This window comes from Mycobacterium sp., from assembly GCF_049280035.1.
GTDB lineage: Bacteria > Actinomycetota > Actinomycetes > Mycobacteriales > Mycobacteriaceae > Mycobacterium.
Window position 1 is genome coordinate 1 of sequence record NZ_JBAPPI010000135.1, and the last position, 15,134, is coordinate 15,134.

General features: G+C 67.2%; 14 protein-coding genes and 1 pseudogene. 10 read left to right on the top strand and 5 right to left on the bottom strand.

The genetic code is table 11. The annotated features are described in order from the left end of the window. Both WAN71_RS04370 and WAN71_RS04375 read right to left on the bottom strand, forming a co-directional pair. Positions 1-443: pseudogene (locus WAN71_RS04370) on the bottom strand (hypothetical protein); the annotation flags it as partial. 70 nt (positions 444-513) lie between these two features. Further along, entirely contained in the window at positions 514-1,149 is a 636-nt protein-coding gene (locus WAN71_RS04375; protein WP_422224157.1) for a hypothetical protein, read from the bottom strand. Positions 1,150-1,301: 152 nt separating this feature from the next. Between WAN71_RS04375 and WAN71_RS04380 the strand changes: the two genes are divergently transcribed. After that, positions 1,302-2,561 (top strand): mannosyltransferase, encoded by a 1,260-nt coding sequence (locus WAN71_RS04380; protein ID WP_422224158.1) that lies wholly within the window; start codon positions 1,302-1,304, stop codon positions 2,559-2,561. Here WAN71_RS04380 and WAN71_RS04385 read toward each other — a convergent pair. Then, on the bottom strand, positions 2,548-2,832 hold the full coding sequence (locus WAN71_RS04385) for a 4a-hydroxytetrahydrobiopterin dehydratase (RefSeq protein WP_422224159.1): 285 nt from the start codon (positions 2,830-2,832) through the stop codon (positions 2,548-2,550). The two genes, WAN71_RS04380 and WAN71_RS04385, sit on opposite strands and share 14 nt — an antisense overlap. Before the next feature lie 25 nt (positions 2,833-2,857). Here WAN71_RS04385 and WAN71_RS04390 point away from each other — a divergent pair, with 25 nt between their 5' ends. From WAN71_RS04390 to WAN71_RS04405, 4 genes are all read left to right on the top strand, one after another. After that, on the top strand, positions 2,858-3,241 hold the full coding sequence (locus WAN71_RS04390; RefSeq protein ID WP_422224160.1) for a (deoxy)nucleoside triphosphate pyrophosphohydrolase: 384 nt from the start codon (positions 2,858-2,860) through the stop codon (positions 3,239-3,241). Between the two features lie 63 nt (positions 3,242-3,304). Further along, positions 3,305-5,194 (top strand): translational GTPase TypA, encoded by a 1,890-nt coding sequence (typA, locus tag WAN71_RS04395; RefSeq protein WP_422224161.1) that lies wholly within the window; start codon positions 3,305-3,307, stop codon positions 5,192-5,194. 134 nt (positions 5,195-5,328) lie between these two features. Further along, the gene (locus WAN71_RS04400; RefSeq protein WP_422224162.1) at positions 5,329-7,233 is read left to right on the top strand and encodes an ABC transporter family substrate-binding protein; all 1,905 of its coding nucleotides are present in this window, start codon (positions 5,329-5,331) and stop codon (positions 7,231-7,233) included. Between the two features lie 48 nt (positions 7,234-7,281). Beyond that, positions 7,282-8,019 carry a class I SAM-dependent methyltransferase gene (locus WAN71_RS04405; protein WP_422224163.1) on the top strand — a complete coding sequence of 246 codons (738 nt, stop codon included), beginning with the start codon at positions 7,282-7,284 and terminating at the stop codon, positions 8,017-8,019. A gap of 2 nt (positions 8,020-8,021) precedes the next feature. On the opposite strand, the gene WAN71_RS04410 is transcribed toward WAN71_RS04405, so the two are convergent. Further along, on the bottom strand, positions 8,022-8,615 hold the full coding sequence (locus WAN71_RS04410; RefSeq protein WP_422224164.1) for a TetR/AcrR family transcriptional regulator: 594 nt from the start codon (positions 8,613-8,615) through the stop codon (positions 8,022-8,024). Between the two features lie 123 nt (positions 8,616-8,738). Here WAN71_RS04410 and mshB point away from each other — a divergent pair, with 123 nt between their 5' ends. The 5 genes from mshB to WAN71_RS04435 all read left to right on the top strand — a co-directional run bounded on the left by mshB (position 8,739) and on the right by WAN71_RS04435 (position 14,406). After that, positions 8,739-9,647 (top strand): N-acetyl-1-D-myo-inositol-2-amino-2-deoxy-alpha-D-glucopyranoside deacetylase, encoded by a 909-nt coding sequence (gene mshB / locus WAN71_RS04415; protein WP_422224165.1) that lies wholly within the window; start codon positions 8,739-8,741, stop codon positions 9,645-9,647. Between the two features lie 136 nt (positions 9,648-9,783). Then, positions 9,784-10,200 carry a hypothetical protein gene (locus WAN71_RS04420; RefSeq protein ID WP_422224170.1) on the top strand — a complete coding sequence of 139 codons (417 nt, stop codon included), beginning with the start codon at positions 9,784-9,786 and terminating at the stop codon, positions 10,198-10,200. A 127-nt stretch (positions 10,201-10,327) separates the two neighbouring features. Further along, complete coding sequence (locus WAN71_RS04425) at positions 10,328-12,919, top strand: bifunctional FO biosynthesis protein CofGH (RefSeq protein ID WP_422224166.1); 2,592 nt, start codon at positions 10,328-10,330, stop codon at positions 12,917-12,919. Between the two features lie 54 nt (positions 12,920-12,973). Then, positions 12,974-13,645, top strand: coding sequence for a hypothetical protein (locus WAN71_RS04430; protein ID WP_422224167.1), 672 nt, complete (start codon positions 12,974-12,976; stop codon positions 13,643-13,645). After that, positions 13,642-14,406 carry a maleylpyruvate isomerase N-terminal domain-containing protein gene (locus WAN71_RS04435; protein WP_422224168.1) on the top strand — a complete coding sequence of 255 codons (765 nt, stop codon included), beginning with the start codon at positions 13,642-13,644 and terminating at the stop codon, positions 14,404-14,406. Before WAN71_RS04430 ends, WAN71_RS04435 begins: the two co-directional genes overlap by 4 nt. 4 nt (positions 14,407-14,410) lie before the next feature. On the opposite strand, the gene WAN71_RS04440 is transcribed toward WAN71_RS04435, so the two are convergent. Further along, positions 14,411-15,134: FAD-dependent oxidoreductase (locus WAN71_RS04440; protein ID WP_422224169.1), on the bottom strand; the 724-nt coding region annotated here is incomplete at its 5' end.

A 15,134-nucleotide genomic window follows, 5' to 3' on the forward strand; every position in this document is an offset into this window, starting at 1 on the left:
GGCCCGGGGCCCGCAGCGTGCACCGGGTCGATGCCGGTCGGCAGGTGCGCCTGAGCGCCGGGTTCCACACCGGGCGGGACGATGTGCGCCGTGGGGACCGAGCCGGGCGGCTGATTCAGGTCCGCCGGAACCGCGGCGTTGGGTGCCTGGACGAACTGATTCACGGACGCCGCAACGTTTTTCGATTCGTCGGGCGCGCTTGGATTGTGGGTGAACGCCGACGCCGCGGCCATCAGCAACTGGGTTGCTTGCTCCGGGTTGCCGGCGGCCTGCTGAATGATCGGGCTCAAGTCGGTCAGCGCCGGCAACCCCGGCAGCTGTTGGGCGGGGATCGGCTGGGGTGGTGTCGGGTCGGCAGCGGCACCGGGGCTGAGCGCCACTGCGGCGCTGCATGCGATGGCCGCCGCAGCGAAGCCGCTGATCAGATTCCTGGTGATTACCACGGTGTCCTCCCGGTCGTTGTAGGTGGGGTTGGCCGGCTAGCACGACGACGGGCTAGCCGGCCAGTGTGGGTCAGGGCAGGCCGGACACCGGGAAGTACAACGGGTTGGGGGATGTGACCGGCGCAGAGGCCGCGACGGGTACCAATCCGGGCGAGCTGACGCCGGGAGAAGCCGGGACCCCACCGGTCAGCAGCGAGGTGAGGTCGCCTGGCAGCGACACCTGCTGCGGCAGCGGCACCCCGAGGAACGGCAGCTGCGGCAGGTTGAGCTGCGCCTGGGGCAGCAAACCCGCAGGTCCGGTCGCCGGCGCAGCCGCCGGAACGGTCGGCGTCAACCCCGGGATCCCGAGCCCGGGTGTAGCAGTCGTTGCCGCCGGCGCCGTGCCGGGGAGGCCGGGAACGAGCGAGGTTGCGCCCGGGACGGCGGAGGCGGCGCCCGGCAGACCGGCTGTCGACGGCTGCGGAACTCTGATGCTGGCCAACGGCGGCGGCGTCGCCGGCTGTCCGCTCAGGGCCGTCCCAAGGTTTTGCAGCACCTGCGGTGCGTTGGCCGCCGAAGTGACCAGCTGCTCCCCGATGTTGGGTGCGGGTATCGGCGGCGCCGCCGGGTCGGCGTGGGCGGTGCCCATCAGACCGCCCATGAGTAGCGCGGCCGATGAGCCGGCCACCACCGCGGTGGCGCGTAACAACGTCCAAATGGTTGACATGACTCTCCCTGGTTCTCGACGACGGGGTGCTCCCGCGCTGATAGTTCGCCCGATACTGAAGTGACTCAAGTGACACGTGTGGCGGTTATTTGATCGTTACGGATACGAGTGCCTGCGGTGACCGGGCGGGCTCATCCGGGCGACAGTCACGCTTGTCGCGGCCCGTTAGAGTCGTGCAGATAGACACCACCTCGGCCGCCCCGGCGGCAGCTACCACCCGTCGGCGAGCGCTTTCGCGCAGCGCTGTCGGGCCGGTGCTTTTGGTCGTGAGCGTCGCCGCGCGGTTGGCCTGGACGTATCTGGCTCCCAACGGGGCCAATTTCGTCGACTTGCACGTCTACATCGGCGGTGCGGCCACCATCGATCACCCGGGGAGCCTGTACCACTACGTCTACCCGGACCAGACGCCGGATTTCCCGCTGCCGTTCACCTACCCCCCGTTCGCGGCGGTCATCTTCTACCCACTGCACCTGCTGCCGTTCCGCCTGGTCGCCTTCTGCTGGCAGGTTGGGACGATGGCCGCGCTTTACGGCGTGGCCCGGATCAGCCAGCGTTTGCTTGGGGTTGCGGCCGGCGCGGGCCACCGCCTGGCGATGCTGTGGACCGCGGTCGCCATCTGGCTCGAGCCGCTGCGCAGTACGTTCGACTACGGCCAGATCAATGTGGTGTTGGTGCTGGCCACGTTGTATGCGGTTTACACCACCCGGTGGTGGTTGTCGGGCCTACTGGTCGGCACGGCGGCGGGCGTGAAGCTGACGCCGGCGATCACCGGCCTCTATTTCGTGGGTGCCCGCCGATGGGCTGCGGCGGTGTTTTCCGCGGTCGTCTTCTTTGCGACCGTTGCGATCTCGGCGTTGGTCATCGGTGACGAGACCCGCCAGTACTTCACCAAGCTGATTTTCGACACCGACCGGATCGGACCGATCTGCACAACGTTCAATCAGTCGTGGCGGGGCGGCATCTGCCGGATCTTCGGCCACGACGCCGGTTACAGCCCGCTGGTGCTGGCCGGGATCGCGGTTACCGCGATACTCGCCGTCCTGGCCTGGCGTGCGCTGAGCACCGGCGCCAATGTGCCAGACCGGCTCGGCACCCTGCTGGTGGTCGAGTTGTTCGGGCTGCTGCTCTCGCCGATTTCCTGGACGCACCACTGGGTGTGGCTGGTGCCGTTGATGATTTGGCTGCTGCACGGGCCGCTATCGGAGCGTCTTGGCGCGCGAATTCTCGGCTGGATGTGGTTGGTGCTGACCATCATTGGTGTGCCGTGGCTGCTCAGCTTTGCCCAGCCGACGATCTGGCAAAACGGCCGGGCGTGGTATCTGGCCTGGGGTGGACTGGTCTACATCGTGGCAACCTTGGCGACCCTGGCCTGGATTGCGGCGAGCGGACCGCGGGCGGCTAGTCCCCGATAATCCCGTCAATGTCATGCGCCATGGCCACGTCCTTGTCGGTGATACCACCCTCGGAGTGCGTCACCAGCGCGAAAGTCACTGTCCGCCAACGGATATCGATGTCGGGGTGATGATCCTTGGCTTCGGCATGCTCAGCCACCCGGCGCACCGCGTCGATACCGGCGAGAAACGCCGGAAACTTGATCGATCGGCGCAGCGAGCCCTCCGCGCGTTCCCACCCGTTGAGGTCAGGCAGTGCGGCGTCTACTTGTTCATCCGTTAACACAGCCATGTCTCGACCGTATACCGTCACCGCGATGCAGAACCAGATCGTGGTCGCCGGGGCCGTCATCGCCGAATCCCGGGTGCTGGTCGCACAGCGCATTCGGCCGCCCGAACTGGCGGGCCGCTGGGAATTGCCGGGCGGCAAGGTCGGGCCCGGTGAGACCGAGCCCGACGCGCTGGCCCGCGAACTGGCCGAGGAGCTGGGCGTCGAAGTCGCGATTGGCGAACGTCTGGGCGACGACGTTGCGCTCAATGCGACGACAACGCTGCGGGCCTACCGAGTCAGCCTGATCCGCGGCGAACCTCATCCGCACGACCACCGTGCGCTGCGCTGGGTGACGGCGGCGCAGCTGCACGACATCGACTGGGTGCCCGCCGACCGGGGGTTCTTGGCAGCGCTGGCTCGAATCCTGTGACGCGGAGCACGTCACAGCCGCTCAGTTTCGCGATCAACGACTCCCGCTGCGAGAATCACCGGCGTGGATTTTCGCAACATCGCCATCGTCGCGCACGTCGACCACGGTAAGACGACGCTGGTCGACGCCATGCTGCGGCAATCCGGCGCGCTGAGCCACCGCGGCGACGACGCCATCGAGCGCCTGATGGACTCTGGTGACCTGGAGAAGGAAAAGGGCATCACCATCCTGGCCAAGAACACCGCGGTGCACCGTCAGCACCCGGACGGCTCGATGACCGTCATCAACGTGATCGACACACCCGGGCACGCCGACTTCGGCGGCGAAGTCGAGCGCGGGCTGTCCATGGTCGACGGGGTGCTGCTGCTGGTCGACGCCTCCGAGGGGCCGCTGCCGCAGACCCGGTTCGTCCTGCGCAAGGCGCTGGCTGCGCACCTGCCGGTGATCCTCGTCGTCAACAAAACCGACCGACCCGATGCGCGCATCGCTGAGGTGGTGTCCGAGAGTCACGACCTGCTGCTCGATGTCGCCTCCGACCTCGACGCCGCGGCGCAGAAGGCCGCCGAGGACGCGCTCGGGCTGCCGACGCTGTACGCCTCCGGCCGCGCAGGCATCGCCAGCACCACCGAGCCGGCCAATGGCGAGAACCCCGAGGGCGAGAACCTCGACCCATTGTTCGACGTGCTGCTCGAGCACATCCCGCCGCCGCAGGGTGACCCCGAGGCCCCACTGCAGGCGCTGGTAGCCAACCTGGACGCATCGGCCTTCCTCGGCCGGCTCGCGTTGGTCCGCATCTACAAGGGCAAGTTGCGCAAGGGCCAGCAGGTGGCGTGGATGCGCGAGGTGGACGGACATCCCGTCATCACGAACGCCAAGATCACCGAATTGCTCGTCACCGAGGGTGTCGAACGTTCGTCCACCGACGAGGCGATCGCGGGTGACATTGTTGCCGTCGCGGGTTTTCCGGAGATCATGATCGGCGACACGTTGGCCGACACCGAGCATGCCCACGCGCTCCCGCGCATCACGGTCGACGAGCCCGCGATCTCGGTGACGATCGGCACCAACACCTCGCCGCTGGCCGGGAAGGTCAACGGGCACAAGCTGACCGCGCGCATGGTGAAGAACCGACTGGACTCCGAACTTGTCGGCAACGTCTCCATCCGGGTCGTCGACATCGACCGGCCCGACGCGTGGGAGGTGCAGGGCCGCGGCGAGCTGGCGCTGGCGGTGCTGGTCGAACAGATGCGCCGAGAGGGCTTCGAGCTCACGGTAGGCAAGCCGCAGGTGGTCACCAGGACGATCGACGGCAAGCTGCATGAGCCGTTCGAGGCGATGACGATCGACTGCCCCGACGAGTTCGTCGGCGCGATCACCCAGTTGATGGCCGGGCGCAAGGGTCGCATGGAGGAGATGACCAACCATGCAGCGGGCTGGGTCCGGATGGACTTCATCGTGCCAAGCCGCGGCCTGATCGGCTTCCGCACCGACTTCCTCACCCTCACCCGCGGCACCGGCATCGCCAACGCGGTGTTCGACGGCTACCGGCCGTGGGCCGGCGAGATCCGGGCCCGGCATACCGGGTCGCTGGTGTCCGACCGGACCGGCACCATCACGCCATTCGCGCTGCTTCAACTCACCGACCGGGGCCAGTTCTTCGTCGCGCCCGGCCAGGACACCTACGAGGGAATGGTCGTCGGGATCAACCCGCGCCCAGAGGATCTCGACATCAACGTCACCCGGGAGAAGAAGCTGACCAACATGCGATCGTCGACTGCGGACGTCTTCGAGACGTTGGCCAAGCCGCTCGACCTCGACCTGGAGCAGGCGATGGAATTCTGTGCGACCGACGAATGCGTCGAGGTGACGCCTGAGATCGTCCGGGTCCGCAAGGCCGAGTTGGACGCCACAACCCGTGCGCGCAGCAAGGCGCGGGCCAAAGCCCGCGGCTAGCCAAGCCCGGCAGTGATATCACCCGCGCCAACAAATTGAAGAAGACGCCAATCCTTCAGCCAGCGACTGACGAGGCCCTTGAGTCTGGTGAGACTCAAGCAGCGGTTGATCAACCGCGGGGCCCCGATACCCTGTTGGGCGTGCCGAAACCAGCCCGCCGCGCCAGGCGAACCATCGGCGCGCTGGTTTCGACGCTGGCGCTGGCCGGCTGCACGGTCAGTCCGCCGCCAGCCCCGCAGAGCACCGAGACCACCCAGAGCACCGCGTCTCCGCCGCAGCGCAAGACGCAGATCATCATGGGCATCGACTCGATCGGCGCAGGCTTCAATCCGCATCTGCTGTCCGATCTTTCCGCCGTCAACGCCGCGATCGGTGCGCTGGTGTTGCCCAGCGCGTTCCGGCCGGTACCCGACCCGGCCACGCCGACCGGATCCCGCTGGGAGATGGACCCGACGCTGCTGGTGTCCGCCGATGTGACCAACGAGAACCCGTACACGGTGACCTACAAAATCCGGCCGGAGGCCCAGTGGACCGACAACGCTCCCATCGCCGCCGACGACTTCTGGTATCTGTGGCGGCAGATGGTCGGCCAGCCCGGTGTAGTCGATCCGGCCGGCTACGACCTGATCACCGGCGTGCAGTCGATCGACGGCGGTAAGCAGGCGGTCGTCACGTTCTCGCGGCCATACCCGGCATGGCGCGAGTTGTTCAGCAACATCTTGCCCGCGCACATCGTCAAGGATGTGCCGGGCGGTTTCCCGGCCGGATTGGCGAGCGCCCTGCCGGTCACCGGCGGACAGTTCCGGGTGGAAAACATCGACCCGCAACGCGACGAAATCCTGCTCGCCCGTAACGATCGTTATTGGGGACCGCCGGCCAAGCCGGATCTGATCCTGTTCCGGCGGGCGGGGGCGCCGGCCGCGCTGGCCGATTCGGTCCGCAACGGCGACACTCAGGTGGCCCAAGTGCACGGTGGCTCAGCGGCTTTCGCGCAGTTGTCAGCCATTCCGGACGTGCGGACCGCCCGGATCATGACGCCGCGAGTAATGCAGCTCATGTTGCGCGCCAGCGAGCCCAAGCTGGCCGACGCCGCGGTGCGTAAGGCGATTCTGGGACTGCTCGACGTTGACTTGCTGGCCGCCGTCGGCGCCGGCAGCGATAACACCGTCTCCCTGGACCAGGCGCAGATTCGCTCGCCCAGCGATCCCGGCTACGTGCCCACCGCGCCGCCGGCGCTGACCAAACCAGCGGCCTTGGGGTTGCTGGAAGCGTCGGGATACCAAATCGAGAACGACACATCGGCGTCGGTCACTCCGCCACCTCCAGCGCCCTCGGCGCCGCCGCGGCCCAGTAACGGGCCGCCAGAGATCACCCGGGGGCGGATCAGCAAGGACGGCAAGCAGCTGTCCCTGGTCATCGGCGTCGCGGCGAACGACCCGACATCGGTGGCAGTGGCCAACACCGCCGCCGACCAGTTGCGCAATGTCGGTATCGCCGCGACTGTGCTGGGCCTTGATCCGGTGGCGTTGTACCGCGACGCGTTGGTCAACAACCGGGTGGACGCCCTCGTCGGCTGGCGCGAAGCCGGCGGCAACTTGGCCACGCTGCTGGCCTCCCGCTACAGCTGCCCGGCGCTGGAGGCGACGGCGGTGTCGACGACGGCGGCCCCGACGGCCTCATCCGATCCATCCGTTACGGCCACAGCGACTCCGGCGACCACCGCGGCGGCCCCCACCTCGGCCGCGCCCAGCCGGGCGCAGGAACCCGGAGCGCTGGTGCAGGCTCCGTCCAACCTCACCGGCATCTGCGATCACAGCATCCAGTCGAATATCGATGCCGCGCTGGCCGGCACCGCGAACATCGACGACGTGATCAAGGCGGTGGAGCCCCGGCTGTGGAACATGTCGACCGTGCTGCCGATTCTGCAGGACACCACGATCGTGGCCGTCGGCCCTAGTGTTCTCAATGTGAGCCTTTCGGGTTCGGTGCCCGTCGGGATCGTCGGCGACGCCGGGCAGTGGGTCAAAACCGCGCAGTAGGTCCACAGCGTAGTAGCCGCTGGCGTTCCTTGCGGGTACGTTGGCCTCATGGCAGATGACATCGACCCGATGTTCGAGGAGCTGTATGGCCGCGAGGGCTCGAGCGAGGGCCTAATCCCGTGGGACATCGGCGGCCCGCAGCCGGTGGTGCAGCAGTTGGTCGCCTACGGAGCCGTGCGCGGCGAGGTGCTCGATCCGGGCACCGGTCCGGGCTATCACGCCATCCACTATGCGTCCCAGGGCTATTCGACAACCGGCGTGGACGGCTCGCCCTCGGCGATCGAGCGCGCCAAAGCCAACGCCCAGCGAGCCGGTGTGCAGGTGGACTTCCAAGTGGCCGACGCCACCGTGCTGGACGGGTTCGAGAACCGATTCGACACCGTGGTCGACAGCGCGTTCTACCACGTATTTCTCGACGATCAAAAAGCCCAGACCCGTTACGCCCAAGCGCTGCACCGCGCCACCAAGCCCGGCGCGCGGCTGTTCATGTTCGAGTTCGGCCGCCACAACGTCAACGGGCTGCAGTTCGACGGCCTACCCGCCGACAACTTCGAGCAGGTATTCGGCTCAACCGGATGGCACGTCGACTATGTCGGCACCTCGACCTACGTGGGTATTTTCCGACCCGAGACGTTCGAGTTTTTGAACAGCATGATGAGCGCCGATCCGGACATGGCGGTGCGGTTCGGGCCACTGCAAGATCGGCTGAAAACCATTGGGCCACTGCTGGATAACCATCGGGTGCACTTTCCGGTCTGGGCAGTCGCGGCAACTCGCCTGGACTAGCGTCAGCCGGTTCGCGCCGGCGCCGAAAGGGCGAACACGGTGTCGACGATGTGCGCCAGTTGGCGCTTGTTCGGTGGGGCCCCGGTGAGCAGCAGCTGTTGGTTGATCAACGCCGGGCCGACGCGCGCGGTGTATGGCGTGAGCACGGCGGCATTGATCTCGCCCTGGTCCACGCCGGCCTGCAGGATCGATTCAATGATCCGCAGGCGGGGTGCCACGACGGCGTCGGCAAAGATGGCACGCAATTCCGCCTCGTGGACGAGCTGATTCATGATGGCCAGGCTGGGGAACGCAGTCTTGCCGGCGAGTACATCGCAGTGCGCGGTGAAGACGGCCAGCAGGTTCTCCCGCGCTGATCGGTCGGTGCGGGGCTCTTGCAGTGGCGGCAGCGCGTAATGCAGTGCCGCCTGGACCAGGTCGTGCTTGCAGGTCCAGCGACGATACAGCGCGGCCTTGCCGGTCCGGGCTCGCGCAGCGATCCCTTCCATGGTCAGCCCGCCGTAGCCGACGGCAGCAAGTTCGGCCAGCGTCGCGTCGTAGAGCGCGTCCTCGAGTTCCTTGCCCCGGCGGCGAGTACGAGCGGTCTGCTGTGGCATGCGTTCGATAGTAGCCATTGGCGTTTCTTTTGGCGAAACGCGGGCTTTGCTGATCCGTCGATTAGCACTGCGGCCCATTGGGTTACGTGTTCGCTATCTGCGCCGCACCGGTATGGTGCCTCCATGCAAGAGACCCCACGGCTGTTGTTCGTGCACGCCCATCCGGACGACGAGACGATCACCAACGGCGCCACCATCGCCCATTACGTCGCCCGCGGGGCTGCCGTACACGTCGTCACCTGCACTCTCGGCGAAGAGGGCGAGATCATCGGTGACCGTTGGGCACAGCTGGCCGCCGATCACGCCGACCAACTCGGCGGCTACCGCATCGGCGAACTCACCGCGGCGCTGCAAGCCCTGGGTGTGCCAGCGCCGATCTTCCTCGGTGGTCCGGGCCGCTGGCGTGATTCGGGCATGGCCGGCACCGAACCGCGGCGCCGGCACGAACGGTTCAGCGACGCCGACGAACGCGAAGCCGTCGGCGCGTTGGTCGCGCTCATTCGCACCTTGCGGCCGCACGTCGTGGTGACCTACGACCCCAACGGCGGATACGGGCATCCCGACCACGTGCAGGCCCATGTCGTCACCACCGCGGCGGTGGCCGCGGCCGGCACCGATGACTACCCGGGCACGCCGTGGTCGGTGCCGAAGCTCTACTGGACGGTCATCGCCCGAAGCGCATTCACCGCGGGTTGGGAGGTGCTCGGCGCCGGCGACCTGCGGTCCGAATGGGTGATTCCGCCGGCCGATGGCGACTTCGGCGAACTCGGCTACTCCGACGAAGAAATCGACGCCGTCATCGAGGACCCGGAGGCTCTGCCGGCCAAGCATGCGGCGCTGGCCGCGCACGCCACCCAGCTGACCCTCGGCCCGACCGGCAGGGCGTTCGCGTTGTCGAATAACTTGGCCCTGCCCGTCGTCGGGCAGGAGCACTACATTTTGGCTGCCGGCGCGGCGGGAGATCGCGATGGGCGCGGCTGGGAGACCGATCTACTGGCCGGACTCGACCTCACCGACTCCGTCACGCGGTAGGCTTCCGACCAGGCAGGCGCGGAAGGAGTCCGATGGATCCGGATCTGGACCAGAACCAGCAACACTGGCAGGACCGACTGGACAGCTTCCAGTGGGTGCTCATGTCCATCGTTTCGCAGTTGGACAGCGTCCCGACCTGACCGCCACCAAGCCGCGCGTCGGGCACGTTGACGACATCGGCGCGACCGACCCAGCAATTCGATTTGTCATCCTGGCGATACTCGCCGTCGACGGGATTCTCTCCGCAGTGGCCGGTGCCCTGCTGCTGCCGGCCTATATCGGTTCGATCCCATTTCCCATCAGCGCGTTGATCAGCGGTCTGGTCAACGCGGCCCTGGTCTGGGCCGCCGGGCGATGGACCACATCCGCGAGGCTGGCCGCATTGCCGTTGTGGACCTGGCTGTTGACGGTCCTCGCGATGTGCGCGGGCGGGCCGGGCGGCGACGTCATCTTCGGTGGGCCCGGAGTAATGGCCTACGGCCCATTACTGCTGCTCGTGGCAGGTGTGGTGCCGCCCGCGTGGGTGCTGTGGCCGCGCCGAGCCGAACGCTGACGACTCTTACGACCAGGCTTTCTGGTGAAAGAGGGCAGGGGCCCGCCACGGGGCAGCTGGACGCTACTGTTGCGCACATGGCACGCGTCGGGGTTGCACACGGTTGCTGCGCGCGGATGAAATCCGGGTGGACGGGAGTTACACCAACGTGCCATTGAGTCCGGGCGAAGAACCGTCGCTGTTGCCAACCCCGTCGGTGCCCCCGTCGCCGGATGCGTCCGCGATGCGACGGGTGTTGCGGCGGGCCCGCGACGGGGTCGCGTTGAATGTCGACGAGGCGACCGTCGCGATGACTGCGCGCGGCGATGATCTCGAAGATCTGTGTCGCAGCGCGGCGCGGGTACGCGATGCTGGTCTGGAATCGGCGGGACGGCGTGGCGCTGGTGGCCGGCTTCCGGTCAGCTACTCGCGCAAGGTGTTCATCCCGGTCACGCACCTATGCCGCGACAGCTGCCACTACTGCACATTTGTCACGGTGCCGCCCAAGTTGCGCGCCCAGGGCGCCGGGATGTTCCTGGAACCCGACGAGATCCTCGATATCGCCCGTCGCGGCGCCGAACTCGGTTGCAAGGAAGCGTTATTCACTCTCGGTGATCGGCCCGAGGATCGGTGGCCGGAGGCGCGCGAGTGGCTAGACGAACGCGGCTACGACTCCACGTTGTCCTATGTACGGGCGATGGCGATCCGGGTGCTGGAGGAAACCGGGCTGCTGCCGCACCTGAACCCGGGCGTAATGAGCTGGTCGGAGTTGTCGCGGCTGAAGCCGGTGGCGCCGTCGATGGGGATGATGCTGGAGACGACGTCGCGGCGGCTGTTCGAGACGAAGGGCCTGGCGCACTACGGCAGCCCCGACAAAGACCCGGCGGTTCGGCTGCGCACGTTGACCGACGCGGGCCGGTTATCCATACCGTTCACCACCGGTCTGCTCGTTGGCATCGGCGAGACGCTCACCGAGCGTGCCGAAACACTGCATGCAATTCGCAAGTCGCACAAGGAGTTCGGTCACGTCCAGGAAGTCATCGTGCAGAACTTCCGCGCCAAAGAACACACCGCAATGGCCTCGACGCCGGACGTCAGCATCGACGACTTCCTGGCCACGGTGGCGGTGGCGCGACTGGTGCTCGGTCCGGGAATGCGCATCCAGGCGCCGCCGAACCTGGTATCGGCCGACGAGTGCCTGGCGTTGGTCGCCGCCGGTGTCGACGACTGGGGCGGCGTCTCGCCGTTGACGCCCGATCACGTCAACCCCGAGCGGCCGTGGCCCGCACTCGACGAGCTCGCCGCCGTCACCGAAGCGGCGGGCTACGACCTGGTGGAGCGGCTGACCGCGCAGCCCAAATATGTACAGGCCGGGGCGGCCTGGATCGACCCGCGGGTTCGCGGCCACGTCGCGGCGCTGGCCGATCCGGCCACCGGCCTGGCCCGCGACGTGCACCCGGTGGGCATGCCGTGGCAAGAGCCCGACGACGTGGCGTCGTCCGGCCGGGTGGACTTGAACGCGGCGATCGACACCGAAGGTCGCAACACCGAGGCCCGTAGCGACCTCGACAGCGCCTTCGGGGACTGGGACTCGATTCGCTCGCGGGTGCACGAGTTGGCTGCCCGTGCTCCCGAACGCATTGACACCGACGTGCTCGCCGCATTGCGCGCGGCCGAACGTGACCCGGCCGGCTGCACCGACGTGGATTACCTGGCGTTGGCCACCGCAGACGGTCCCGCCCTGGATGCTGTTACTGCACTGGCAGATTCGTTGCGCCGTGACGTGGTGGGCGATGACGTGACATTCGTGGTGAACCGCAACATCAACTTCACCAACATCTGTTACACCGGCTGCCGGTTCTGCGCCTTTGCGCAGCGCAAGGGCGACGCCGACGCGTACTCGCTGTCGACGGCCGAGGTAGCCGAACGTGCGTGGGAGGCCCACGTCGCCGGCGCCACCGAGGTGTGTATGCAGGGTGGTATTGATCCCGAGCTGCCGATCACCGGCTACGCCGACCTGGTGCGCGCCGTCAAGGCGCGGGTGCCGTCGATGCATGTGCACGCGTTCTCGCCGATGGAGATAGCCAGCGGTGTGACCAAGAGCGGCTTGAGTATTCGCGAGTGGCTGACCAGCCTGCGCGAGGCGGGCCTGGACACCATTCCCGGCACCGCCGCCGAGATCCTCGACGACGAGGTCCGCTGGGTGCTCACCAAGGGCAAGCTGCCCACCTCGATGTGGATCGAGATCGTGACCACAGCCCACGAGGTGGGCCTTCGGTCATCCTCGACGATGATGTACGGGCACGTCGACGACCCCCGGCACTGGGTCGGCCACCTGAATGTGCTGCGTGACATCCAAGACCGCACTGGAGGTTTCACCGAGTTCGTGCCGCTGCCGTTCGTGCATCAGAACTCGCCGTTGTACCTCGCCGGTGCGGCACGGCCAGGGCCCAGCCACCGTGATAACCGCGCTGTGCACGCGCTGGCACGAATCATGTTGCACAGCAGGATCTCTCATATCCAGACCAGCTGGGTTAAGCTCGGCGTCGAGCGGACACAGGTGATGCTCAACGGCGGTGCGAACGATTTGGGCGGCACGCTGATGGAGGAGACCATCTCGCGGATGGCCGGCTCCGAACACGGATCCGCCAAGACCGCCGCCGAATTGATTGCGATCGCGCAGGGCATCGGCCGCCCGGCACGCCAGCGAACGACTACGTATAGTTCGCTCGCCGCGTAGCTGTTCTTCGACGTGTCTGACATTGGAGTAATGCTCGGGGCGCAGACTAGGTCGATGCGTCGTCGTATTCCGCTTGTCGCAGGGATCGTGTTCGCGGTGCTATTCACACTCGGCCTGCTGATGGTTCCACCATTGCCGGGCATTGACCAGCCAGCCAGTGCCGTCGTAGCCCACCTTCGTGACCATGCCGGCGTCTTACGCCTGCAAGCGCTTCTGGTGACATTGGGCTTTCTGGCGCTGGTGATCGTCCTCTCCTACGCGCGCACCCGGCTGGAGGCGCCCGCCGGGTATGCGTTCACCATCGGCTCGGCCCTGATTGTTGCGGAGTTCAGCGTCGAGCTGTGGTTCACCAGCGGCCTGGCCCTGCACGCCGACACCCTTGATCCCGCCGTCGTCCGCACGGTGGCGGACGTCGCCTTGATGTTTGGCCCAATCCTGACCGTAGCCGACGTTATCGTCGCCGTGCCGATCGCACTGGCGGCCAGGGCCGGTCGCTTCCCGCGCTGGCTCGGTGTCCTCGCGGCGGTCTTCGCCGTTGAACAATTCCTCGAGACGGTCACGATCATCGGTGGCCCTGGCTTGTTCATTTCTCCTGGCGGGCCGATGAACATGCTTCTGGGCGGCGCGCTGTTCATCGTGTTCTTCCTGGCGCTCGGCATGAGTACCGGCTTGACGCCAGACTCAGCGACGAGCCGACCGACGAAGGTGAATCGAGCAGCTGAATGAGCGAAAAGATCGACGCCGACCGGTTTCCCGAGTGGCAGGCATTCATCGACGCGGTTCAGCAGCGTCGGCCGGACGCGGGCACGTGGTGTGAGGCCTGGACGGTGCGCGACATCGTCATCCATCAGGCCGGCAACGCTCTTGAGCTCGCCCGGGTGCTGGGCGGGTACCTGGCAGGCGAGCCGGTTGCCACCCGCGGGTTCGAGGAGCGCGAGGCGCCGCTGCGCGCCATGAACGAGACCGACCTGTGGGCAGCTCTGCACCGAAACATGGCCATGCTCAACGAGGTCGCCGAAACGGCCGATGACGTCCCGGCCGATACCGACGTGGCGTGGACCGGGCGCACCATGAAGGTGCCGTGGTTCGCCGAGCACATGCGCGAAGAGCTGGTCCTGCATGGCTGGGACATCACCGGCGACGACGCGGAGGCCCAGGCGCGGATGGCGCAGCCCTGGATGACGACCCACAGCGTGCTGGCGGTGGGAAGGCCGCTGTTGGCCAAGGGCGCCAAGCAATTGCGGGCCGGCGAGCGGATCGAGGCGCGCCTGCGAGTTGCCGACGCCGACGATGTCGTACTCGACGCGGACGCCGATCGCACCACCATCCGGCTCGCCGACCCGGACGGTCCGGCCACCTTGGAGACCGATGCCGCCGCGCGGGTGCTGTTGTTGTGGGGCCGCAGGCCCGGCGACCCGTCGCGAATCTGCAGCCGGGTCGGCCCGTACGCCCTGGGCCGGGTGCGCGCCCTGCTGGCCGGCTACTAAGCTGCTACAGCCGGGCCGCCAGCTCGGTGCCTTGCTTGATGGCGCGCTTAGCGTCCAGTTCGACGGCGAATGCCGCGCCGCCGATGATGTGCGGGTCAATACCGGCCCGCCGCAGATCATCTTCCAGGTCACGCACCGGCTCCTGGCCCGCGCAGATCACCACGTTGTCCACCGCCAGCAGCTGCGGCCGGTCCCGGTTCGGGCCGAAGCTGATGTGCAGTCCGTGGTCGCTCACCCGTTCGTAGTTGACTCCGGAAAGCTGGTGAACGCCTTTGGCCTTCAACGAAGCCCGGTGCACCCATCCGCTGGTCTTGCCCAGCCGCTTGCCTTGCGCACCGTTGCTGCGCTGCAGTAGATACACCTCACGCACCGGCGGCGCTGGAATCGGACTGGTCAGCGCACCTCGTTGTTCCCACGGATCGGCCGCACCCCACTCCGCCTTCCACTCTTTTAGGCCTTGCGGTTCATGCGTAGGCGACTCGTCGGTCACCAAGAACTCGCTGACGTCGAAACCGATGCCGCCGGCCCCGATCACGGCGACGGTCTTGCCGACCGGTTTGACGCCGGTGATGGCCTCGGCATAGGTCAGCACCATCGGATGATCGATTCCGGGAATGGCCGGAATCCGCGGTGACACACCGGTGGCCAGCACGACATCGTCGTAGCCGGCCAGTTCGGCGGCCGACACCCGAGTGCTCAGCCTTACCACCACGCCCTGGGTCTGCAGC

Excerpts from the sequence above, each read along its gene's own strand:
- WAN71_RS04375 (WP_422224157.1), bottom strand. The coding sequence starts at position 1,149 with ATGTCAACCATTTGGACGTTGTTACGCGCCACCGCGGTGGTGGCCGGC.
- WAN71_RS04385 (WP_422224159.1), bottom strand. The coding sequence starts at position 2,832 with ATGGCTGTGTTAACGGATGAACAAGTAGACGCCGCACTGCCTGACCTC.
- WAN71_RS04390 (WP_422224160.1), top strand. The coding sequence starts at position 2,858 with ATGCAGAACCAGATCGTGGTCGCCGGGGCCGTCATCGCCGAATCCCGG.
- WAN71_RS04405 (WP_422224163.1), top strand. The coding sequence starts at position 7,282 with ATGGCAGATGACATCGACCCGATGTTCGAGGAGCTGTATGGCCGCGAG.
- WAN71_RS04410 (WP_422224164.1), bottom strand. The coding sequence starts at position 8,615 with ATGCCACAGCAGACCGCTCGTACTCGCCGCCGGGGCAAGGAACTCGAG.
- mshB (WP_422224165.1), top strand. The coding sequence starts at position 8,739 with ATGCAAGAGACCCCACGGCTGTTGTTCGTGCACGCCCATCCGGACGAC.
- WAN71_RS04430 (WP_422224167.1), top strand. The coding sequence starts at position 12,974 with ATGCGTCGTCGTATTCCGCTTGTCGCAGGGATCGTGTTCGCGGTGCTA.
- WAN71_RS04435 (WP_422224168.1), top strand. The coding sequence starts at position 13,642 with ATGAGCGAAAAGATCGACGCCGACCGGTTTCCCGAGTGGCAGGCATTC.